The 22896-nt window shown below is 61.9% G+C and carries 16 protein-coding genes; 10 read left to right on the top strand and 6 right to left on the bottom strand.

All coding sequences use genetic code 11. From position 1 onward, the window contains the following. Positions 1-6 precede the first annotated feature (6 nt). The 3 genes from PVE73_RS19655 to PVE73_RS19645 are packed head-to-tail and all read right to left on the bottom strand — an operon-like array spanning position 7 to position 2856. Positions 7-1137 (bottom strand): FAD-dependent oxidoreductase, encoded by a 1131-nt coding sequence (locus PVE73_RS19655; protein ID WP_277363857.1) that lies wholly within the window; start codon positions 1135-1137, stop codon positions 7-9. Then, positions 1134-2501 (bottom strand): NAD(P)/FAD-dependent oxidoreductase, encoded by a 1368-nt coding sequence (locus PVE73_RS19650; protein WP_277363856.1) that lies wholly within the window; start codon positions 2499-2501, stop codon positions 1134-1136. Before PVE73_RS19650 ends, PVE73_RS19655 begins: the two co-directional genes overlap by 4 nt. Then, positions 2488-2856: a (2Fe-2S)-binding protein gene (locus PVE73_RS19645; RefSeq protein ID WP_346772379.1), complete on the bottom strand. Its 369-nt coding sequence runs from the start codon at positions 2854-2856 to the stop codon at positions 2488-2490. Before PVE73_RS19645 ends, PVE73_RS19650 begins: the two co-directional genes overlap by 14 nt. 36 nt (positions 2857-2892) lie before the next feature. On the opposite strand from PVE73_RS19645, the gene PVE73_RS19640 reads away from it, so the two are divergent. From PVE73_RS19640 to PVE73_RS19630, 3 genes are all read left to right on the top strand, one after another. Next, a complete protein-coding gene (locus tag PVE73_RS19640; protein WP_277363855.1) occupies positions 2893-3801 on the top strand; it encodes a LysR substrate-binding domain-containing protein in 909 nt (302 codons plus the stop codon). Between the two features lie 238 nt (positions 3802-4039). Then, complete coding sequence (locus PVE73_RS19635) at positions 4040-4657, top strand: LysE family translocator (protein ID WP_277363854.1); 618 nt, start codon at positions 4040-4042, stop codon at positions 4655-4657. 143 nt (positions 4658-4800) lie between these two features. Beyond that, on the top strand, positions 4801-5745 hold the full coding sequence (locus tag PVE73_RS19630; RefSeq protein ID WP_277363853.1) for a formylglycine-generating enzyme family protein: 945 nt from the start codon (positions 4801-4803) through the stop codon (positions 5743-5745). 268 nt (positions 5746-6013) lie between these two features. Here the strand turns inward: PVE73_RS19630 and PVE73_RS19625 are convergent, their stop codons facing one another. From PVE73_RS19625 to PVE73_RS19615, 3 genes are all read right to left on the bottom strand, one after another. Beyond that, a complete protein-coding gene (locus tag PVE73_RS19625; protein WP_277363852.1) occupies positions 6014-6877 on the bottom strand; it encodes an alpha/beta hydrolase in 864 nt (287 codons plus the stop codon). A gap of 811 nt (positions 6878-7688) precedes the next feature. After that, positions 7689-8078, bottom strand: coding sequence for a hypothetical protein (locus tag PVE73_RS19620; RefSeq protein WP_277363851.1), 390 nt, complete (start codon positions 8076-8078; stop codon positions 7689-7691). Positions 8079-8602: 524 nt separating this feature from the next. Beyond that, on the bottom strand, positions 8603-10921 hold the full coding sequence (locus tag PVE73_RS19615; RefSeq protein WP_277363850.1) for a hypothetical protein: 2319 nt from the start codon (positions 10919-10921) through the stop codon (positions 8603-8605). 82 nt (positions 10922-11003) lie between these two features. Between PVE73_RS19615 and PVE73_RS19610 the strand changes: the two genes are divergently transcribed. The 7 genes from PVE73_RS19610 (at position 11004) to PVE73_RS19580 (ending at position 22887) form a co-directional block, all read left to right on the top strand. After that, on the top strand, positions 11004-12608 hold the full coding sequence (locus tag PVE73_RS19610) for a VCBS repeat-containing protein (protein WP_277363849.1): 1605 nt from the start codon (positions 11004-11006) through the stop codon (positions 12606-12608). A gap of 1156 nt (positions 12609-13764) precedes the next feature. Continuing rightward, complete coding sequence (locus PVE73_RS19605; protein WP_277363848.1) at positions 13765-15174, top strand: TolC family protein; 1410 nt, start codon at positions 13765-13767, stop codon at positions 15172-15174. 1 nt (position 15175) lies between these two features. Next, the gene (locus tag PVE73_RS19600; RefSeq protein WP_277363847.1) at positions 15176-15385 is read left to right on the top strand and encodes a hypothetical protein; all 210 of its coding nucleotides are present in this window, start codon (positions 15176-15178) and stop codon (positions 15383-15385) included. Continuing rightward, positions 15382-17652 carry a type I secretion system permease/ATPase gene (locus PVE73_RS19595; protein ID WP_277363846.1) on the top strand — a complete coding sequence of 757 codons (2271 nt, stop codon included), beginning with the start codon at positions 15382-15384 and terminating at the stop codon, positions 17650-17652. Before PVE73_RS19600 ends, PVE73_RS19595 begins: the two co-directional genes overlap by 4 nt. Before the next feature lie 9 nt (positions 17653-17661). Next, positions 17662-18858, top strand: coding sequence for an HlyD family type I secretion periplasmic adaptor subunit (locus PVE73_RS19590; protein ID WP_277363845.1), 1197 nt, complete (start codon positions 17662-17664; stop codon positions 18856-18858). Positions 18859-19393: 535 nt separating this feature from the next. Then, on the top strand, positions 19394-21034 hold the full coding sequence (locus PVE73_RS19585) for a hypothetical protein (RefSeq protein ID WP_277363844.1): 1641 nt from the start codon (positions 19394-19396) through the stop codon (positions 21032-21034). A 26-nt stretch (positions 21035-21060) separates the two neighbouring features. After that, a complete protein-coding gene (locus PVE73_RS19580) occupies positions 21061-22887 on the top strand; it encodes a hypothetical protein (RefSeq protein WP_277363843.1) in 1827 nt (608 codons plus the stop codon). The last annotated feature ends 9 nt before the right edge of the window (positions 22888-22896 follow it).

Here is a 22896-nt window from a genome sequence, read left to right as displayed (position 1 = left end):
GATAAGTCAGTGCGCGAAGCGGTCGATACGAAAGGCATCGAGCGGCAGCGCGCATTCCTCGGTGGCGATCAACTGCGCCATCAGCGCGCCGACGCCCGGTCCGAGCTGGAAACCATGCGCGGAAAATCCGAAGGCATGGAAGGCGGTCTCGCTTACGGCCGAGCGCCCGATTACCGGAATACCGTCGGGCATACGGCCTTCCACCCCGCTCCAGCAGCGCACCACGGCCGCGTGGCGCATGATGGGGAAGACCGAGATCGCGGTGGCGGCGCTGTGGCGCAACTCGGCCATGGTGAGGTCAGCCCGGTTGCGTGCGGGATCGGCTCGCCCGAGCCGCGCGCCGCCGATGATCACCGTGCCGTTCGGCATCTGCTTGAAGGAGAGAGGCCGGCTTGCGGTGCCCACCACGGCATCGCAGAAGTGCGGCATGCGGGCGGTGACAATCATCATCGGGGCGATCGCCTCCACCGGTGCCTGGTCACCCATCATTGCGGCGATCCCGCCCGCCCACGCCCCAGCGCAGTTGAGGACACGGTCGGCAAGGAAGCGCTCGCCGCCTGCCATCACCTTCCATCCTGCGCGTGTTTGCCGAATCTCCCTTACCGCACAATGCTCATGGAAGCGCACGCCGAGGCTGGCCGCCCTGCGGCGGAACGCCGTCGTCGTTGCGAAGGGCTGTGCGAAACCGTCATCGAGCACGGCGAGGGCACCGATGCAATGGGACGCCGCCGCAGGCAGATATGTACGCAGTTCGCCTTCCGTCAGCATCACCTCATGAGCGAAGCCGTGCGCTCGTACCCCGAGCATTCGTAGCTTGAGCTTCTCCAGGTCGGCCTCGTTCTCGGCCACTTTGATCTGCGGCACCACCTGGAAGCCGCAATCGTCTTCCACCAGCTCATCGATGCAGCGCCAGATCCGCATCGAATAATCGGCAAGGGCGATCTCCGCATGATCGCGCCCGAGCCGCCGCACACCACCCGCATTGACGCCCGAAGCGTGACGCGCGACGGTGTCTCTTTCCAAAACGATTACCGACATCCCGCGCAAGGCCGCGTGGAGAGCCGCCGAGCAACCGTGTATCCCGCCGCCAATCACCAGAAGATCGGCGCTATGGCGAGAAGCAACAGCGGCGCTCATTCCGTCTCGATGGCGGCGAGTTCTGCCAGCGACAGGGGCTTGAGTGGCGGCCGAATGCGGAAATATCCGGCATCCGCCGGGCTCATGCCGCGCCCGGCCGCGACAAGTTCCGTCACGGCCAGGCCGCACACGCGCCCCTGGCACGGCCCCATGCCGCAGCGCAGAAAGGATTTCACCTGGTTGGGACCGGGGGCTCCGTCCGCCACCGCAGTCCGGATTTGTCCGGCAGTCACCTCTTCGCAACGACAGACCAGTGTTTCGTCCGACGGAGCAAGGATTTCCTCAGCCGGCGCGTAGAGCGTTTCCAGAAAAGGGCGTGTAGCGGCATCTCGGGCCAGTGTTCTGCGGAGCGCCCCTACGGCTCCGGTAGGAACGGTGCGGCCGGCCTTCTCGGCCACGCGTAAGGCGGCGAGGCGTCCTCGAAGGGCGGCTGACACCGCGCCGCCGATGCCGGCGCCATCGCCCGCCGCGAAGATGCCCGGCTCCGTCGTCTCGAAACAAGTGTCGACCACGGGCACGAAGCAGTGCTGCGTGTCGTGCCAGCGATGCGCGCAACGGAGCATGCGCGTGACCTGCTGGTTGGGTACGACACCTTGATGGAGTGCCACCATCCCCGCCGGAATGCGGCGGGTTTGCCTGCCCGACGAGAAGCTCACGGCTTCTGCCGCTTCCGAGCCTTCGATCCGGATGTTCCGGGCATTGCGATGGATCGGCACGCGCGCCTTGCGCAACGCATGCATCATGGCGAGGCCCTTGCGCAGATAAGGCCAGCCGCGCAACGCCTGGGGCAGGTGCCTCAGTGCCAGCAGATGACGGGCACGTGGAACGGTTTCAACGATCGCGCGCGGTGGAGCGCCCGCCGCCAGCATTTGTGAAGCGAGAAGGTAGAGCAGGGGACCAGCGCCCACCAGAACCACGTCATCCGCCACGCCGCCATGCGATTTAAGAAGGATTTGCAGCGCGCCTGCGGTCATCACGCCGGGCAGTGTCCAGCCGGGCAGGGGAACGGGACGTTCGATCGCGCCTGTCGCCACGATCACCGCGTCGGCGTGGAGCAGGAGGGAGCCGCCGGCGATCGATACGTCCAGCCTGAAACCCGGCTCGATGTTCCAGACCATCGCTCCCGGCCTATAATCGGCGCCAGAGGCGCGGAACGCGGCGGCCAGCGCAGCACCCGCGTCGTAATCGGCGCCCAGCATGGCGCGGCGTGCGGTGCTTGCGGTCTCGATGGCTCGATAGATCTGGCCGCCGGGTGCAGGCTGCTCATCGAGCACGACCACGCTCAGATCCTGCGCGCATGCCTCCACGGCGGCAGCCATTCCCGCGGGTCCGGCACCGATGATCGCTACGTCATGGCGTTTCATGGAATGCCAGTTCCGCAGCAGCATGTTGGCGCCGCACCCGCATGTCCGGCTCAACCAGCGTCATGCAGGCCTGGCGATTGGGCACGCCGTCGATCTCCACCAAACATTCGAAGCAGATCCCCATCATGCAGTAAGGACCGCGCTTGGCGTCGGAGACGGCCGTCGTGCGAAACTCCTTGATGCCCGCCAGCAGCAGGGCAGATGCCACGCTGTCGCCCCGCCTTGCCTTGATCTCCCGCCCCTCGAAGAAGAAGCCGATCGCTTCTCCCGCTTCGTCCAGACGTCGCAGCATCACCATCCCTACAACAGCGCCCACGCCATGGAGACTTGTCTTGCACAGGTAGCCATAGTTCAAATAACAATGGACGCCGCGAATATTCGGAAATGTTATATGCTTAGCCAGCGCGCCCTCGAGGCCTTCCGGGCCGTCATGGAATCGGGCTCGGTCTCGGGAGCCGCCGACATGCTCAACGTCTCCCAACCTGCCGTCAGCCGCCTCATCCGCGATCTCGAGGAGAGCGTGGGAATGTCCCTGTTCCTGCGCATGGGCGGCAAGATCGTTCCCACGCCGGAGGCCCGTGAACTCGTGATGGAAGTTGAGCGCGCCTTCATCGGCCTCGGCACCATCGAGCAGGCCGCGCGCGACATTCGGCACGGGCTGCGCGGCGCCGTCTCCATCGCCTCGATGCCGGCTTTGGCGCAGAGCATCCTGCCGGACGCATTGATGTCGCTGCACCGCGCGAGGCCGGATTCGCGCATCGAGCTTCTATCGATGCGGACTCACAACGTCATTCGCCAGGTGGCATCGCGCCAGTGCCAGATTGGTTTCACCGCGCCCACGCAGCACCAGTTCGATATCGACCTGATCGATACCTATGCGCTTGGCTATCGCTGCATCATGCCGGCAGGGCACCCCCTGGAGGAACAGGAGGTGGTCAGGGTGAAGGACTTCGCCGGCATCGCGTTCGTAGGCTTCAACGAGACGACCGCCACCGGCAGGATGCTGGAGCGCCACTTCGCCACGCTCAACACCCCGCCGCTGATCATGGCGCGCTCGCATCTCTCATCGATCATCTCTGCGATGGTGCTGCGCGGCATGGGGGCTGCGGTGGTGGATCCGTTCACCGCCCGAATCCACGAAAGGGCCGGCGGTTCGGCCAGGACCGTCGAACTCGAAGACAGGTTCATGTTCGCGGTAATCCGTCCGCTGGGCCAGAAGTTCAGTTCGGATATCGAAGCGCTGCTACTGATATTCAATGAGATCGTCGCCGGGTTTGAAGGAGAGGAAGGTTCGGTCTGAATGAACCGCAACAGGGCCCGATCGGAGCATCCTCCGCTTGATCGCTCTTGCCCGACGCGCCGCGCGTCGCCGGGGGCGGTCGATGATACAACGTCCGGCGTCAACACCTGAACATCGGCACGTTTTTCTGTTCAGCGGCGCGGCGTCTGTCCCGAGCCGCCTACAGTCTCTGTTCCAAGCTGACGCCGCGAGCGGATTCGTGTATCAAGCGCCATGCGAGGTGCTGGGGATTTACGGTATGACTCTTGCCGGACTGATTGCGTATAGCGGGGCGCTGGCACTGGCCGCTGCGATACCCGGACCCGGTGTGACGGCCCTTGTGGCCCGCGCCCTCGGCTCCGGCTTCCGCTCGTCGCTCCTGATGGCCTTCGGCTTGGTTCTCGGGGACCTCACCTATCTGACTGCAGTGGTGTCGGGCATGGCGGTTCTCGCCCAGGCGTTCGGCACCGTTTTTCTCGTCGTGAAGTGGGTGGGAGTTGCGTACCTGGCCTGGCTCGCCTGGACTTTCTGGAGGTCCGGAATCACTGCCGGGAAGATCGAGGCATCAAAGGGTAAGAGCGGGGCTTTTTCCAGTTTTTTGGCTGGCCTGCTTGTGACGCTCGGAAACCCGAAGACAATGATCTTCTACCTTGCCCTTACCCCGACGCTGGTCGACCTGCACACTTTGACCCTCGTGGACTACGGTATTTTGATGTTCTGCACGATCGTCGTGCTGCTCATGGTGCTCGTGCCCTATCTCATTCTCGCCGCCAGAGCACGCCTGTTGCTGCAGGCGCCTCGCGCGTTGAAAGTGTTGAACAGGACTGCCGCCGCGTTCATGGCCGGAGCTGCGGTGACAATCGCCGCGCGGCAATAGCGCCTGGCCGACGATCCGGCACAACGGGGTGTTCGAGGCGATGCTGGCCAAGCTCGACGCGAAAATGGCCCAGATCGGCGACGTGCCGGAGCACGACAGTGCGGCCGCACGCGCCGCGCGTCTGGACAGGGCGGCGGCCTGAGATGAGCTGCTGCGGCGCTTCCCGGACTTCTCTTGCCTCGGCGCCATCGGCGGCAAAGCCGGACGCTTCGGATGCGTTCGCGATCGCCGATGCACGGCGCCCGGAAATCGTCCGTTTCTCCGGCGGGCCGAGCCATATCGGCACCCGCCGGCCCGAGATCGGGCAGGATGGCGAAGGGCTCTTCCGCACCGTCAAGCTCCGCCCCTTTGCGGTTGAATCATACCTGGTCACCAACGCGCGCTTCGCCGCCTTCGTGGCCGAGACAGGATATGTCACCGAAGCCGAGGAGCTTGGCTGGGGGGTCGTCTTCCGCGGGCTTTTGCCGAACCCGGAAGCGGTCCTTCCCTCGGCATCCTCGACTCCCTGGTGGGTCAGGTGCGACGGCGCCGCCTGGTTCGCGCCCGAGGGACCCGGTAGCGATGTCAGCGAGCGGCTCGACCATCCCGTCACACATATCTCCTGGGCGGATGCCAGCGCCTTCGCCGCCTGGACGGGCGGGCGCCTGCCGACCGAAGCGGAGTGGGAGCATGCGGCGCGCGGCGGGCTCGAAGACCCGCGCTTTCCCTGGGGGGACCGCGAGCCCGAGGACCGGGAGTTCCTGCCCTGCAACATCTGGCAAGGCCGTTTTCCCCATGACAATACCCGCGCCGACGGCTGGCTCGGCACTTCGCCCGTGACCGCCTTCGCCCCGAACGCGGCCGGTCTCCACGACATGGCCGGCAATGTGTGGGAATGGACGTCGGAGCCCTTCATGGTGCGCTCGCAGACGAGGGCGGCGCGGCTCAGAAACGAGGAGGCACGGGCGACGAAGCAGAAGCTGATGAAGGGCGGCAGCTTCCTCTGTCACCGCAGCTACTGCTACCGCTACCGCATCGCCGCCCGCTCGGGCGTCCCGGCAGACAGCGGGGCCAGCAACAGCGGATTTAGGGTGTTCTACGATGCCTGACACGGCCCGCCTGGTTTGAGGAAATGCCATGAGGCCCAATCTTCGTCCTCTTCAGTTCTCTGAACCGCTTGGCGGTCGCCGAGATTCGATCTGGTTCGATGCGGTGCGCGGACTTGGCGGATCGTGGAAGGCACCTTCGAGATGGCGTGGGGATCTTGGCTCACGGCATCCGAACAGTCGGCAGAACCGGTGCTGATGAAGGATTCGAGGAGGCGCCTTTTACAGCCATACGCCTCCTCTCAAGGTGGACCTACGGCCGCAATGTGGCCTATTCGAACATTCCCGTCGGTGTTTCGTCCTTCAGGAAAGGCTCGATGAAGGCATGGAGCAGGTCAGGCTGGCCGATGATGGCGGTGTGTGATGTCGCCGGCATGACGGCGAGGCGGGAGGCCGGCAGCGGCTTTCCCATATCGCCCATGACGCCGCCGCCGAGCAGCCGGAACATCGCAACTGAATGTTCGAGGGTGGTTACGTCGGCATCGCCGGTTATGATCAGCACCGGGGTCTTCAGCGCCTTGACGTCCTCCTCCCACGCCATCTGCTCGTGCTCCAGCGCGATCAGCTTCTCGACCAGTGCGGGGAAGCCATCCGGATCCGCAGAGAGCTTGCGATGGTCTTCGGCGAACGGCATGCCGACGAACATGTCCACCGTCATCTGCGGTATGAAGGCCTTGAATTCCGGTTGCCAACCCTCGGCATCATAGGAGACGGATGCGGCGGCGAGCTTGTCCACTTTCTCCGGGTGTCGGATCGCGAGCTGCAATCCTGCCGCAGCGCCCATCGAATAGCCGAATATATCGGCTTTCCCGATGCCGACCTTGTCCATGAATGCCGCGACGTCATCCGCCAGGTTGGGATAGGTGATGGGTCGGTCGATGTCAGTCGTGCGGCCGTGGCCCTGCAGTTCGAGCGCATAGACTTTGTGGCTCTCTGCGAGCTTGGGGATGATCGCTCCCATGGATGGGATGTTCATATAGGCGCCGTGCAGCACGATCAGTGGATCGCCCTCGCCGGACACCTCGTAGTACATCTGCATGCCGTTGACTTCGACCCGCTCGCCCGCCGGCCCGGACTGGGCATGCGTCAAACCAGGGACAAGCAAACTTGCGGTGACCAGGATCGTGCGGAACATGAACCCCTCCTTTCGTCTGTCTTTTCTCCAATACTGAAAACAAGACGAAGGGATCCTCCTGCAATCCGACAAGATCCGGCAAAAAATTGTCGGCGCGGATCGAAAAACTGCCGTCGTCGCTCTCTATCCGTTCTCGTTCAGATGTGGCTCGCCCTTCAGAAGCGACGCTGCGCGTGTGGAAGGTGGTGAGGCCGCTAGCGGTGCGGCGACGTTCCCGTAAAGCCGGTGCTGGGATCTTCGGGAGGGGAGAGTGTGGCCGCGCCCCGTGCGAGGGGGGCGGGATCGCCGGTGGCGCGGCCATCGTCGCGTTGCAGGTGGTAGAAGCATCACGACGCGAGATGGAACATAATCTTCTACCGTGGATTGGTAAACACCGTTTTTGAAATTTTCATCGGAAAAATCGCAAACCCATTGTTTATAACTAGCGTGATAATATGCAATGCAACCTATGCACGATATATGTAGGAAACAAGGCTGCAGCTCGCGCCTTTGACGATGCCTGTGCGCTCGTCGCCACAGCTGTGATTCGCTTTGGCGGACTCGGTTCCCTTTAGCGGAGTACCACGTGCATCGAAGCTCCATCGGGGTTCGAGATGGATAGAGCCGCTCGGTAGTGGCCATCACGGTAATGCGAGACCTCGTGATGTGCCGGTACGGCCTGTCAAAACAAGAAGAGCTTGATGGGTTCAGTGCCCGCGTGGGAGACGATGGCTGCACAGCACGCCCGCCGAGTGTGGGAGAGGGTCGCCTTCACGTTTCCACGGATTCTGATGAAGCCCATTTCCGGGGAGATGTGGTGACGCGCTGTTCGCTAGGAGTGCAGCGTGCCTCTTCCCTCAAGGCGGGCATCACCTTCCCGCGCAACTTCGATCGACATCGCGAGGAGGTGCTTGAGTAGCCTGAAGTCGATTTCATCCCCGATTTCCGCCCCGAGGCGGAAAGCCTCGCGCAAATGGAGGACAAGCAGATCGCGCGCGCAAGCACTTGCCGGCTCGTTCCATGACGCGAGCCGCTCTTTTCCATCATTCATTTGCCTTACCCCTTGATCGCCCGAAGCCAAATACAAGGCAATGTTGCTAAGCGAATGGGATATTTCAACTAAGAAATGTATCCATGGGGCTGCTTTCCTCAATATCAAAGCGTCGGCCACGAAATAAGTTCGATAGAAGTAGATTGAAACCAAATATAAAAAAGAACTCACTTTAAAACATCCGTTGCATGGCCGCCGGCTTTTCGCCGTGGTGGCGGGGACGTGAAAACGGCCCTTGTGGCCACGGCATCTCTCCAGCGTTTACAGCGCTGGCGGACACGGGCCGCATATTGCTGAATCGCGCATAAGCCTTGGTCCCGCACGCGGGCGGCAAGCCCGGAGCGGTTACGCACCGGAGATCGCACCCATTCGCTTCCTAATGTTGTCAATTAGTAGCCCGGCGCGATGAATGGGTGCCGACTGCCGGCCACTCCACGATTCGAGAGAGGGGAGCCTGGTAGGTTTGGCATGAAGGCGGGAAGGGCGCCTGCATGTCTGGCTGAATTTTTTAAAATCAATTGGAAAAGGTCGGATATGAATATTCAAGCACAGATTGTTGCCTCTGGCTCTGACGCGTCCTCGGTGCGCGTGCTGAAGGGAGAGAACCCAAAACTGGATGTCAGTTCGGCATCGAGCATCGCGCTTGATTTGCCGGCGGATTCAATCCTCGCCTGCGAGCGGCATGGATCCGACCTTTATGTTCGACTGACAAATGGCGAGGTCATTCTGCTCGTCGATTTCTTCCAGGAGGATACGAACGAGCATCCGCTGCTCAAATTCCGGAGCGGCGATGAATATGTGGAGATCTGGTTCCAGGACACCGATGTCGGATATCCAGAGGCCGGTGACGGAGCGTTCGAGCAGGCCCCTGGCGAGGAAGGGGCCGATCGTCGTGCGCATGGTCTGCTTGTCCCGTTGCTTATGCTCGGCGGCGTTGGTGGAATTATTGCCGCAGCAGCGGCCGCAGATTCCGATGACCACCGTGGCGGCTCTGGATTCTTTGACGACAGCGACAGCGACTCCGACAGCGACAGCGACTCCGATAGCGACAGCGACTCGGACAGCGACAGCGACAGCGACTCGGACAGCGACAGCGACTCCGACAGCGACAGCGACAGCGACTCGGACAGTGACAGCGACTCCGACAGCGACTCAGACTCGGATAGCGACAGTGACTCGGATAGCGACAGCGACTCGGACAGCGACAGCGACTCCGATAGCGACAGCGACTCGGACAGCGACAGCGACTCGGACAGCGACAGCGACTCGGACAGCGACAGCGACTCGGACAGCGACAGCGACTCGGACAGTGACAGCGACAGCGACTCGGACAGCGACAGCGACTCGGACAGCGACAGCGACTCCGATAGCGACAGCGACTCCGACAGCGACAGCGACAGCGACAGCGACTCCGACAGCGACTCGGACAGCGACAGCGACTCCGACAGCGACTCGGACAGCGACAGCGACTCCGACAGCGACAGCGACTCCGATAGCGACAGCGACTCGGACAGCGACTCGGACAGCGACAGCGACTCGGACAGCGACTCGGACAGCGACAGCGACTCGGACAGCGACAGCGACTCCGATAGCGACTCCGACAGCGACAGCGACTCGGACAGCGACAGCGACTCCGACAGCGACAGCGACTCCGACAGCGACAGCGACTCGGACAGCGACAGCGACTCGGACAGCGACAGCGACTCGGACAGCGACAGCGACTCCGACAGTGACAGCGACAGCGACTCGGACAGCGACAGCGACTCGGACAGCGACAGCGACAGCGACAGCGACTCGGACAGCGACTCCGACAGCGACAGCGACTCGGACAGCGACAGCGACTCGGACAGCGACTCCGACAGCGACAGCGACTCCGACAGCGACAGCGACAGCGACAGCGACTCGGACAGCGACAGCGACTCGGACAGCGACAGCGACTCCGATAGCGACAGCGACTCGGACAGCGACAGCGACTCGGACAGCGACAGCGACTCGGACAGCGACAGCGACTCGGACAGCGACAGCGACTCGGACAGCGACAGCGACTCCGACAGCGACAGCGACTCCGATAGCGACAGCGACTCCGATAGCGACAGCGACTCCGATAGTGACAGCGACAGCGACTCCGACAGCGATAGCGACTCCGACAGCGACTCGGATAGCGACAGCGACTCGGACAGCGACTCCGACAGCGACAGCGACTCCGATAGCGACAGCGACTCCGACAGTGACAGCGACTCAGACTCGGATAGCGACAGTGACTCGGATAGCGACAGCGACTCGGACAGCGACAGCGACTCCGATAGTGACAGCGACTCCGACAGCGACAGCGACTCGGACAGCGACTCAGACTCGGATAGCGACAGTGACTCGGATAGCGACAGCGACTCCGACAGCGACAGCGACTCCGATAGCGACAGCGACAGCGACTCCGATAGCGACAGCGACTCGGACAGCGACAGTGACTCTGATAGCGACAGCGACTCCGACAGCGACAGCGACTCGGACAGCGACAGCGACTCGGACAGTGACAGCGACTCCGATAGCGACAGCGACTCCGATAGCGACAGCGACAGCGACTCCGACAGCGACAGCGACTCCGATAGCGACAGCGACTCCGACAGCGACAGCGACTCCGATAGCGACAGCGACTCGGACAGCGACAGCGACTCCGATAGCGACAGCGACTCCGATAGCGACAGCGACTCGGATAGCGACAGCGACTCCGACAGCGACAGCGACTCCGACAGCGACAGCGACTCGGACAGCGACAGCGACTCCGATAGCGACAGCGACTCCGATAGCGACAGCGACTCCGACAGCGACAGCGACTCGGATAGCGACAGCGACTCGGACAGCGACAGCGACAGCGACTCGGACAGCGACAGCGACTCGGACAGCGACAGCGACTCCGACAGCGACAGCGACTCGGACAGCGACAGCGACTCGGACAGCGACAGCGACTCGGACAGCGACAGCGACTCCGACAGTGACAGCGACTCCGACAGCGACAACGACGTTGGTCACCGCGACGTTGGAGATCCGACCCACGCTAACGCGTATCTCTACCTAGACCCGTACACCTGGAAACTGATGATGTTTGCGATCGACGAGCAGAGACAGATCGACGCTTCGCCGACCAGGGAAACTGATCTTAAGCCGCTCTATGACCAATATCGCTGGGCGACGGCTCCCTACTATCAAAACCAGCAGTATTTTGCGGACGTCACCGGTGACGGACTTTCCGACTGGGTATATACGGATGCCTATACTACAAAGAAGATCTACGTAGTCCCGGGAACTACCGACGGAACTTTCGACACGGACGATCTGAGAACCACCGATATGGCCGGACCGGCTCAAACCGGTACGTGGAGTGGTTACGGCAGCGGTAATGGCAGTACCCACCTTGCGGATGTGACAGGCGACGGTGTGCTTGATCTTGTCCACGCCAACTACAACAACACTGGTCGAAGCCTGCGCGTCTTTGCCGGTTTGACGGATGCAAACGGTGTTGCCACGGGCGAGTTCGACGCAAATCATCCGGTGGAGAGTGTTGGTCCCGGCGCCTATTACTGGTCGAACTACACGCAAAGCTGGTTGACGAATGTGGGCAATGACCGGGGACTCGCCTGGGTCCACCTCGACATGTCCGAAAAGAAGCTGAACGTCTACTATTTCCAGGAAGACGGGCATCTTAGGTCGACGCCTTCCGTCTCAACCGACATATCGACGATCTACCAGTATTCCTTGCCGACCCTGAACTCCGGCAACTCGGCATGCTTCTTGAAGGACGTCAACCAGGACGGAAATGTCGATCTGGTTTGGGGTTACTACCCGAACAACGACATTCGTGTCCTCTTGGGCAACGACGATGGGACCTTCGATACACGTGCAATGAAGCAGACGGATATGAAGGATCAAGGTAGCTATTGGACCGGCCACACTCCGGGGAGTTACCCTGCTGTCGATCTGGTAGACGCCACCGGCGACGGTTTTCTGGATTGGGTGGTGCGTTATCCCAGTGGCAACCTGAATTATGTCAGGATCTACTCAGGCGAGGGAGACGGCACGTTCAATACGGATTACACCGAAAGCGTTGTTCCGTGGTTCAGTACGTATGGTGGTGCCAACTACATCGCTTACAACGGCTACAGTAACTTGGCCTGGCTCGGCGAAGCGGAAGATCGGACGCCGCACGACCCCGTGATATCGGCCACGACCACCCGCACATCTTCAGCGCCGTCCTTGACGGAGGCAAGTGCGGACGATGGTGGTGCGGGCCTTCTGCAGAGCACCAGCGGAGGCGATGTCGCCAATGTCGGCAGCACCGGTTTCGGACACGGCGACGCTGGTTCGGGAACGGGTTCGCTTTCGCTCTCCGGCGGCGGGATCCACATGGACTTCTCGCAACTGGATATCGCGAAGTTCCATTCCTCCTTGGGCCTCGGTGCCGAGGTGGACCTCACCGGAGGTGGTTCGAACAGCCTGACGCTCACCGCGGAGGACGTGAAGGATGTTCTGGACCAGTCGAACCAGAACGAGTTGCGGATCCTGGGTGATGCCGACGACACAATAGACGCAGCCGGCTTCACCGATACGGGCAGGACGGCCTCCGACGGCGACGTGAACTACCACGTCTACGAGACAGCGGATGGTGCCCAGCTCTGGGTCGATGAAGATGCAGAGGTAGTGTCCTAACCGCGGTGGACGGTTGCGAAATCCGGTCGGGCGGCCTCAAAAAGCCGTCCGACATCGAAAGGAACGGTTCCGTCGCATTGTGAGCCATCGTGGCGGCGGGACCGATTTGGACCGGATACAATTCGAGACGTATCTTGCTGCCCGCGCCAGCTCTTGGCGTGGGCAGATTTTTGAATGCGAAGTCACGTTCCTGCGACAGTGCGATCCCGTTCGGCACCCCCTTGCCGAGGAACTGGCAAGGCAGCCGATGCACAGCATACCATGATCGATCGGATCCGTGGCCGCTGGTGTGAACCGCGGCCGATCCGCGTCTTCGGAATCGCCGGCCGGCAGAGCATCGTTGATGAACCAGCGTAAGTAGAGGGGCGGCGGGCCGCTTGGCTCCAGCCGTGCCGGCGAGCCGGCAAGTCTCGTGCGCCGGCAGCTTCCTGAGCTCTCGCACCACACACTCAGCTCCTAATGTTGCCAATTAGCACGCGGATGCCGTGAATGGGCGTCAGCTACCGACCGCTTCCACGATTCGAGAGAGGGAAGCGTGGCTGGTTAACATGCTGGCAGGGAAATCGCCTGCATGCCCGGTTATAAAATCCATCGGAAAGGGTCGGACATGGATGTTGGAGCATCGATAGTTGCCACGGGGTTTGACGAGTCGAACGAGACCGGTCGTCTCTTCGCGGATATGGACAGGACAGCTTTCGAGGGCAGTGTGCTTATCGCGTTTACGAAACATCCGACAGTGCCCTGCTCTGGATCGACTAGTATGCAGAGCTAGTGTCCTGGCGGTAGGACGAGGGGTTGCCGCCCCTTCCTCTCGTCCGGGGCCCGTCTTTTGCTGCCTCTGGGCAAGCGAAGACGGGCCAGAATTGCCGCGGCCGACCTGCTGAGGGCGTCATCGGCGGCGGCGGGACTTTCGAGTTTTTCATCAGTCTTGCGGCGGGGAGAGCATCCATCCGGGTGAATGCGGCATCTCGCGCGTGCCGCGGAAGGCCAAACTTGCATCTGCAGAGGTCAGTGGTCGAGCAGCACAGCTTGACGGCTTCCTCCGGCAGTCAGGGATCGTGACGATAAATCCAGCCCAAAAACAAGCCAGGGGCGAGACAGAGTGACCATCACACGAAAGATTTCAGGACAAGGGCCGCAGCGGCGGATGCCGATATTGGCGGGCACTGTTTTCGCGGCGATTGCGCTGCACGGCTGCCTGCCCTCGGGCGACGCGGTGTTCGAGACCGCGGCCGCGTTGCCCGAACCCGCTACAGGCAGCACCAGCGCCGGCGCGCCGGCCAAGCATAAGGTTTGTGACTGCGTCGTGCCGCCGGGCCAAGATGCTGTGCCTGCTGCCGACCGCAGGGTGGCGCGGGCGCCGGGCGGGTTGCGTGATGCGGCCTTGTCCGCTCTCGACTACAGTTCGGAGATACGCGGCTCTCGCGCCGCGGTTGCTGCCGCCGATGCCCAGGTGGACCAGGCCCGGTCGGGCTATTTCCCGGCCCTGGACAGCAATGCCGGGATCGGTACCGACGGAGAGCACGATTATGAGGTGACCCTGTCGCAGCCGCTCTATGATTGGGGCCGCACGGCAGCGAAGGTCGGTGGCGCGCGGGCAGGTCGCTCGGCTGCGCAGGTGGAACTCTCCGCGCAACGGGAACAGGTGATGCTGGATGCCGCCAGCGCCTATATCGAGGTGGCGCGTGCAGCCGAATTGGAGAAGGTGGCGGCCGATGAGCTGAAGGCCTATCGGCGGATTGCCAATCTGGCGCGACAGCGGACAGAGGGCGGTTATGGCGACGCAACGGAGGCGACACTCGCCGAAGTGCATGTGGGCGAGGCAAGCTCCTCGCTTGCGGATGCGCAGGGCAAGCTTCGGGACGCGCGCAGCGTCTTTGCCTCCCGGGTCGGGCGCGGCGCCGGCACGCTTCCACCCGTGCCCGAACTTTCCACGGCGTTGAAAACGGCCCTGCGGCTGTCCGACGGGGCGGCCGGACAGAACCTGAGCAGGCGAGCAGACCAGGCGCCGACTGTCAAAGCGGCCTTGGCGCGCGCATCGGAGGCCGACGCGTCGGCGGCGGCGGAGGAGGCGCAGCTTTTTCCGACGCTGAGTGCGGAAGCCTTTGTGCGCGGCGACGATGCGCGCGACGACCTGAACAAGGGCATAGGGCTGCGCGTGACGAGTCCGACCGTTCAGGGGCTCAGCAATCTGCGGCGTGTGGAGGCGGCGAAACTTGCCGCTGAAGAGGCGACCTGGAAGGCGGAGACGGCACGACGCGATGTCTTGCGCCAGGTGCAGGCCTTTCTGGATCAAGAACCCACGTTGCGCAGTCGTCAATCGGTTCTGAAGGAGCAGCGCGTCAATGCGCGGCAACTGCGCGACCTTTATGAAGATCAGTTCAAGACGGGAACGCGTTCGCTCTCGGATCTCGTAACCGTGCAATCCGATCTCACGCGCATCGAAAGCAGCTTAATCAATGTGCGGTTCGACCTCTACGACCTGCAATATAAGGCCGCGGCCTCCCTGGGGATGCTGGGTGGCCTGCTGGAGATTACTCCGGCCGCGGATGCGGGAGGGATGTGAAATGACATCAGACGACCGGCAAGACGCAAAAGAAAATCCGGCGCTGCGTGGTTTGCGCGCACTGATCATGTTGTCGCGGCTCCATGACGAACTGCGCGACGGGATGGCGGGAGGGGCGTTGCAGAGCCGCTCGGACACGGGTGCGGATCTCCTGACGCTTCTGGATCGCGAAATCAGCATATCACAGGATGAGAACGGGGCCACGACATGAACCTCGGCAGGAACAGGAACTGGTTCAAAGCACAGCAGAGTGATGCGGCGGACGGCCCGCGGCCCGGCGAGGCGCAAGCGATCGAGGCTGCCCCCAGGGCCGCGGGTCGAGCACGGGTCACGCCGCATGCCACAGCGGATGAGATTCCGGAAGCACTGGCGGGTGCCGATCTCCTCGATGGACTCCTGCTTCTATGCCGGCTCCACAACCGCCCGGCCACGAGCGGTGAATTGACCTCAGGCCTGCCGCTCGAACAGGGTCGCCTCACCATAGGGCTCCTGTCGCGGGCGGCAGCGCGGGCAGATCTGGACGTACGGGTCCGCCGGCGGCCGTTGTCGTCGATCCCGCCTCACCTGCTGCCTGCATTGGTACTGTTGTCGGATGGCTCCGCGGTGGCGCTCGTCAGCCGGGAGGGAGAGTTCTGCCGTATCTGTCATCCCGAGTTGGACAGCCGGGAAGAGACGGTTTCTCTCGCTGCACTTTCGGCGCGGCACTCGGGCCTTGTGGTTCTCGCAGCACCGCTGGTCCGCTCCGATGATCGCGCTGGACCCTATGCCGCGGAACCCGAGCAGCACTGGTTCTGGAGTGAGATCAAGCGGTATAGGTGGGATTTTGCCGAGGTCGGATTTGCTGCCGCCTTGGCCAACACCCTTGCCGTGGTCACATCGCTGTTCAGCATGCAGGTCTATGATCGAGTGGTGCCGAACCTCGCCTTTGCGACACTGTGGGTTTTGGCGCTCGGTGTCCTGATCGCGATCGGAATTGAAGCGGTCGTGCGGATAACCAGGGCATATCTGATGGATGCGGCCGGCCGCCGAATCGATCAGCGTCTCTCCGCCCGGATTTTCGAGCAGGCGCTTGGACTTCGGCTTGAGGCTCGCCCTGCGGCGGTCGGATCCTTCGCCAGTCAGGTGCGGGAATTCGACGGCGTGCGCGAGTTCTTCACCTCGACCACCATCGGGACGCTGAGCGACATACCGTTCACGCTCCTCTTCATGACAGTCATCTGGCTGATCGGGGGGCCGGTGGTATGGGTCCTTATCGCTGCCATCCCCTTTATTGTATTGCCGGGCATTGTAGCGCAGTGGCCGCTCTCGCGAATGTCGCGTCAACATCTACGCGAAGGTGCCATCCGCAACGGCCTGCTGATCGAGGCGTTGTCGAGTGCGGAAACTGTCAAGTCCCTGCAGGGGGAAGCACGTTTCCAGCGGCTCTGGGAAGAATATACGCAGCTTCTGTCAGGCAACGGGATGCAGACACGCCGGCTGTCTTCGGTGCTCAATCAATCGGCAAGATCGGTGCAGCAGATTGCCTATGTGATGGTGATGGTCGTGGGTGTGTACGAGATTGCCGCCGGGAATATGACGACGGGCGGTCTTTTGGCTTGCGCAATCCTGTCCGGGCGGACCATCGGCCCACTGACGCGGCTCTCGTCGATTTTCGCCAGGTGGCAGCAAATGAGAGTAGCGCTGAGAGGCCTCGACGGCATCATGAAGACGCCGGTGGATCGGCCGGTGGGGCGCCGGTTCGTGCATCGTCCACGCCTGAAAGGGGCTTACGATTTCGAGGCGCTTTCATTCCGCTATGATCAGGACGGCGGGCCGATTCTGCAGATTCCGTCGTTCTCGGTAGCCGCCGGGTCGGCAACGGCCCTCCTCGGCACCAACGGGTCAGGCAAATCGACGCTTCTGAAGCTGCTATCGGGGCTTCACCAGCCGGCCGAGGGACGTGTTCTGCTTGATGGCACCGAGATGCGCCAGATCGATCCCGTGGATGTGCGACGCGCGGTGGGATACCTGCCGCAGGACGTGCGGTTGTTCTATGGAACCGTACGCGAAAACCTGCTTATGGGGCTCGAAAATCGCGAGGATGAAGAACTCCTCGAGGCGCTGAGATTTACCGGCGCCGACAGTCTTGTGCGCGACCACCCGCTCGGGCTCGATCGCAAGCTCGGGGAGGGCGGTTCCGGGATGTCCGGCGGCCAGCGCCAGTCCCTGGGACTCGCGCGACTTTGGTTGCGCGATCCCCGTATCGTGCTGCTGGATGAGCCGACGGCGGCCATGGACCACACGCTTGAGATGCGCGTGATCGAGAATCTGCGCGGGTGGCTGGCAGGCCGGACCTTGGTGGTTGCCACTCACCGCCAGCCAATACTCTCATTGGTCCAGCGTGCGGTGGTGATGAAGAACGGAAGACCGGTCGCGGACGGCCCCGTGGAAGGCGTGCTTGCGGCACTGTCGAGCAGTGAACCGGCACGTAAGGCTTAGGAGAGCGACATGGCATATGAAGGAGATATCGGCTGGGGAGCCGAATTCGGGGCGTTGAAGAAGGGCTCCCTACGCAGACCGGTTTTGTGGCTCGCCGCCTTCACGATCGCGGCGTTCTTCATCTGGGCGGCAAATGCGCCGCTTGCGGAAGTCACACGCGGGACAGGGAAGGTCACGCCATCGAGCCGCGTGCAGGTTATCCAAAGCCTCGATGGCGGCATTCTGCAGCACATCACGGTGCAAGAAGGAGAAGAGGTGAGGGCAGGCCAGGTCCTCGCGACACTCGAGGACACGCGGTCTCGCTCTGCTTATCAGGATCTTGAAGGGCAAGTGCTCGCGCTGCGCGCCGCATTGAGCCGGCTTGCCGCCGAACAGGCGGACCAGGACAGCTTCCGGGTGCCGGCGGACGTTGCCTCTCACGAGGAGGTCGTCGCCGTCGAAAGGGAATTGTTCGAGGCGCGGCGTCGCAATCTCGCCGAAACGACCGCTTCATTTGAGGAACGCCTCGCCTTGGCACGGCGCGAGTTGGAACTCGCGACGCCCTTGGTGGCCAAAGGTGCCGTGTCGACGGCAGATGAAATCAAGCTGCAACGCAATGTGGCTGATTTGCGGGGACAGCTTACCGAAACGCGGACCAGGTATTTTCAGGAAGTCAACGAAGAAATAGCAAAAAAGAGCGGCGAGCTTTCAAGTCTCCAGCAACAGCTGGCGGAGCGTCGCTCCGCCTTGGCTCGCACGGAGCTGAAGTCGCCTGTGCGGGGCATTGTGAAGAAGCTCGAGATCACCACCCAGGGTGGCGTCGTGCAGCCTGGTGAGACCATTATGGAGATCGTGCCGCTCGATGAGGCGCTTTACGTGGAGGCGCGCATTCGGCCAAGGGATGTTGCCTTCCTGTATCCGGGGCTCCCGGCTACCGTGAGGATCACCGCCTATGACAGCGCGATCTATGGGACCTTGGACGGAGAGCTGGTATTCATCAGCGCCGATACGATCGTTGACCAAAAACCGACGCAGCAGCATGACGCTGAACCCTACTACATGGTCAGGGTGCGGACCGAGCAGTCGGCCCTGGAAGGGCCCGATGGTTCTCTGCCAATCAAGCCAGGCATGGTGGCCGAGGTGGCCATACAAACAGGCAGCAAGACGGTCCTGAGCTATCTGCTGAAACCTTTGCTGCGCGGCCAGGAGGCCCTTGGCGAGCGCTAGCCGGACCGCGACCGCCATGGGCGGCTTGGCGCCCTTCCTGCGTGCGGTTCCGTCAAAGCCGCGGCCAGGGCCCGCTCTCGGGCCTGCGGCGCGGGGCTCGGCGGTTGAAACAGCCGCGATGACCTGTGTGTGAGCAGCCGGGCGCGAGAACATGCGAAGGTCTTCGGTCGGATCGTTGAGGACGTCGCGCGCGGCAGGTGCCGCACCCTATGGAAAAATATGTTTACCAACTGCTCGTCAGCCTTTCGGCGCGGCAGGACCAGGCGCGGGTGAGGTGCGGCTGGAGTCGGATCGGCTGGTCTCCTTCGACGAAACCGGCGCCACGGCAAGGGCGATCCCCCTCCTTGGACGCTGCTTGAAAGGCGCCCGCTTATTTTGCCCATAAGCCCCCGGCGGGATACGGTTTGATAATGAATACTCAGCACTGGCACCGAATCGGTTCGCTGGCTGATTCACCTTCCAAGACACGAGAGCAGCCATCCCAATGAGCCTTTCGCATCTCCTTATGCGCCTGAGACCGCAAGTTCAGAAGCATATGGCCACGCTCGCCGAGCCCTATCCTGCGTGCGTTCTCTTCTTTTCGGTGAGCGACGGCCGGAAGCGCGCAGAGGTTACGACTGCCTCCGGTAGGGACTTCGCGTCCGTGTGGCGGCAGGGCGTCCAGCGCCTTGCCCGCCTCGTGAAGGCAAAGAAGATGGAGCCTCGGTGGTTGCGCGTGGATTGGGTCGACGCTGCAGAACAAACCACATGGCTCGATCTGCAGATGCGTCTGATCGCCACCAAACGCAATTATTTCCGCTATGGCATTTCGCTGGATCGCGCATTTCGGCACGCGTTTCTGGAGACCGAGTTGAACGGCAACGCAATGCTCTACGAGGGAGGCGCAACGCGCCATGCCGTCCTGAACGCCGGCAACTTCCGCCGCTATGCGGCCCTGCGCCACAAACTCCCCGGTCTGGATTTCCCAAGTCATGGCGAAGTGCATGTGTTCTCCGCAAGGGGCGCCTTCGCTTCTGTCGGGTCCGATGAGGTCTATATTCTCAACGGCCCTGGCCGAGACGGCGGCCGGCGCGATCCGGGCCCCTTGACGCTAGGACAGGTCAGGGATCTGATCAAGAGCGGAAGCGACTATCTGGTGACCCAGGTCAAGGCCGATGGCCGCTTTCACTACGGCTGGCATCCGTGCTTTGACCGAGAGATCAACACATACAACAGCTTGCGGCACGCCAGCACCGTGTTCGCCATGCTGGACGCGTGGGAGGTGATCCGCGGTCCGGAATTGAAGTCCGCCATCGATCGAGCAGTCGGATATCTGACCGGCGCCCTTATAAAGGAAGTCGACATCGGCGATAAGCGTGCGGCGTTCCTGGTGGAAGAGAATGCCGAGATAAAGCTGGGCGGAAACGCTGTGTGCCTGCTCGCGCTGGTGAAATATTGCGAGCTGATGGATACGGATAAATACGCCGGGCTTCTCGAGAAGCTCGCGCAGGGCATCCTGCATATGCAGGATCAAAGTACAGGGAAGTTTTTCCACGTCTTAAATTATCCGTCCCTTTCGCGAAAAGACGAGTTTCGCACCATATATTACGATGGTGAGGCGGCGTTCGGACTGATGCGCCTATACGGCCTGACCGGCGACCCGCGATGGCTGGCGGCGGTCGAGAAAGCCTTCGCATACTTCATCGAAGCCGAGCATTGGAAGGCGCATGATCACTGGCTTTCCTATTGCGTCAACGAGCTTACGCGCTACAGGCCGCGCGAGGAATATTTCAGGTTTGGCATCAAGAACTTCGCAGACCACCTCGACTTCGTGATCGAGCGAATAACAACGTTCCCCACGCTTCTCGAACTCATGATGGCGGCGCAGAAGATGCTCGAGCGGCTTCAGGCCGACCGTGAGCACGGGCATCTCCTTTATGAGGTCGATTTGGACAAGTTCTACCGCGCGCTGCATACCCGCGCGAACTACCTGCTGAATGGGCATTTTTGGCCCGAACTGGCGATGTTCTACAAAAATCCGGCGCGGATCGTCGGCAGTTTCTTCATCCGGCACCATGCTTTCCGCGTACGCATCGACGACGTGGAGCATTACTTGTCCGGCTATGCCGCATATTTGAGATTCCTTGAGAGAGAGCCCGAGGTGCTGCCCCTCGGCACGCGGGATGTGGCGGCTTAAGGTCGATGGTCGCATCAAGTCATCCGATGAAGACGAGAGTGGAAACGCCCGCGTTGCATCCGCGGCAGGTTAACGCTGAAACAGGCTGGAGCTTGCGAAGTCTGCGTGGGCCTGAGCGATCCTCTCCCGGCATCCATCGTTTGCCATCCTATCTTTCGCTCGTTGCCGCGATCTTGCGTCGGACGCCGCTTCACTTCAGCGCTATCGTGCTTCTGGTGCTTGTCTCTCAGATATTGTTCTTTGCAACTATATGGCTTCCTTGGAAGGTGCTGGTTGTGCTGTCGGGGGCGGAGCCAAGGCTGATGCCCGAAACGGTAGGCGTCCTGTCTCAGCAAGATCAGGTTCTCATTCTCGGCTTTACGGCCGTGTTGGCATATCTGCTCCACCTGGCGTCCGAGAAGGCGATTGGCTGGCTCTGTATGCACGGCGCCGGCAAACAAAGATCGGCGAGCGGCAAGACTGGGTTGTTCAACAACCAGCGTGAAGTCGCCGAGCAACTCTATAGAAAGCTCGTGCGCTGCCTCGCCGACGCGTGTTTCGTTGCCGTTGCGTTATCGCTGCTGTTCCTGCTGTATCCTGCCCTGCCGTTTCTGTTCCTGGGCTGGAGCATCTTGTTCGGAACGGCCACTTGGTGTGCTGCCATCTGCTCGCGCCCGACGCGGCACTGGATTTCCAAGTCGCTCGGATGGGTGCTGGGTGTTTACGCGAACGCGGGCTTCTTTTGCGCCCTTGGCTGGCTGATCTATGCGCATTGGCGCGGCGTCATGCCTATGCTGTATATCAGCTTCATCGCGCTCTTTGTCATGCGCCTGGCACTGCAGCAGAGCGCCAGCATCGTGCTGAACCTGCGCGGTCTGGTGCGGCAGCGCAGCCAGGCGATGGCGCTGTTTCTGCCTGATGTACCTTGGCCCAGCCAGCTTCCGCGCAACAGCCCATTCGGTGATCTTTCGCTGGAAGCGAACCGAGTGCGCTGGATACGGAAGCTGGTGGAATCTCGGGAAGGTGTGATCCAGGGCGACTGGACCATCCGCATGAGTGCGATGGAGTGCGGCAACGTCAGTGTCTTTTTCGTCTCGATCACGAGTGGTGGTGATCCAAGTGACGGCCCGAGTGGCTATCTGGTTAAGCTGTTCAATCATACGCGGGATGCCCTTGCTCAACAGGAGGCAGATCTGTTGAATGTGGAAGGGCCTTCCTTGCCGACGTTCGAGTGGCTCGGTGAGACCAAGGTGAAGGGCTATCTCTGCCACCTTATGCGTTGGGAGCCTCAAGCTGAGCGGATGGAAAACGCGGCACATGGCCAAGCTGCCGGTGCACTCCGCATTCAGTTGTTGAGCCACGATCCGTCCCCGACCTTGATAGAGAAATACCGCCGCTCGCGCCCGGATCTAAGGGCGCGTTTGAAGCCCGACATGTGCGACATGCTTCTCCGATCGATCGCCGATGAAAAGCAAATTCAGTGCGTGGAGCATCTCCGCGACATATGGGATGATTTAGTTCATGTGCTGGATGATCTGCCTGTGCAGTTGACGCTGCCGTGGCTGAATGCACAATCGCTCTATAAGAGGCAGAGTGGCCAGTATTGCCTTCATCATTGGGCCGGTTGGTGCCTGGAGCCGGTGGGCGCCGGCTGGCCGCTCTCTCCTAGGACCAGCAAGGAATTGCACGACGCTCTCCAGAAGGCGGCAAAGATACGGCCCGCCTTGCAGAGTGTCACTCCGCGCGCTGCCGAGCTCAGTGCGCGACTGTTCGAGTTCGAACGCCGCTTCTCGATTTCCAACTACAATGGAGCGGCAAATATGGCACCAAAACTCCTGCGTGCCTACTCACCAGACCCATCTGCAATCCCGTGAATGGAGGAA

The sequence above is a fragment of the Chelativorans sp. AA-79 genome (genome assembly GCF_029457495.1).
Lineage (GTDB): Bacteria > Pseudomonadota > Alphaproteobacteria > Rhizobiales > Rhizobiaceae > Chelativorans.
The sequence above is the reverse complement of the archived record's forward strand: the minus strand, read 5'-3'. Positions and strand labels throughout refer to the sequence as shown.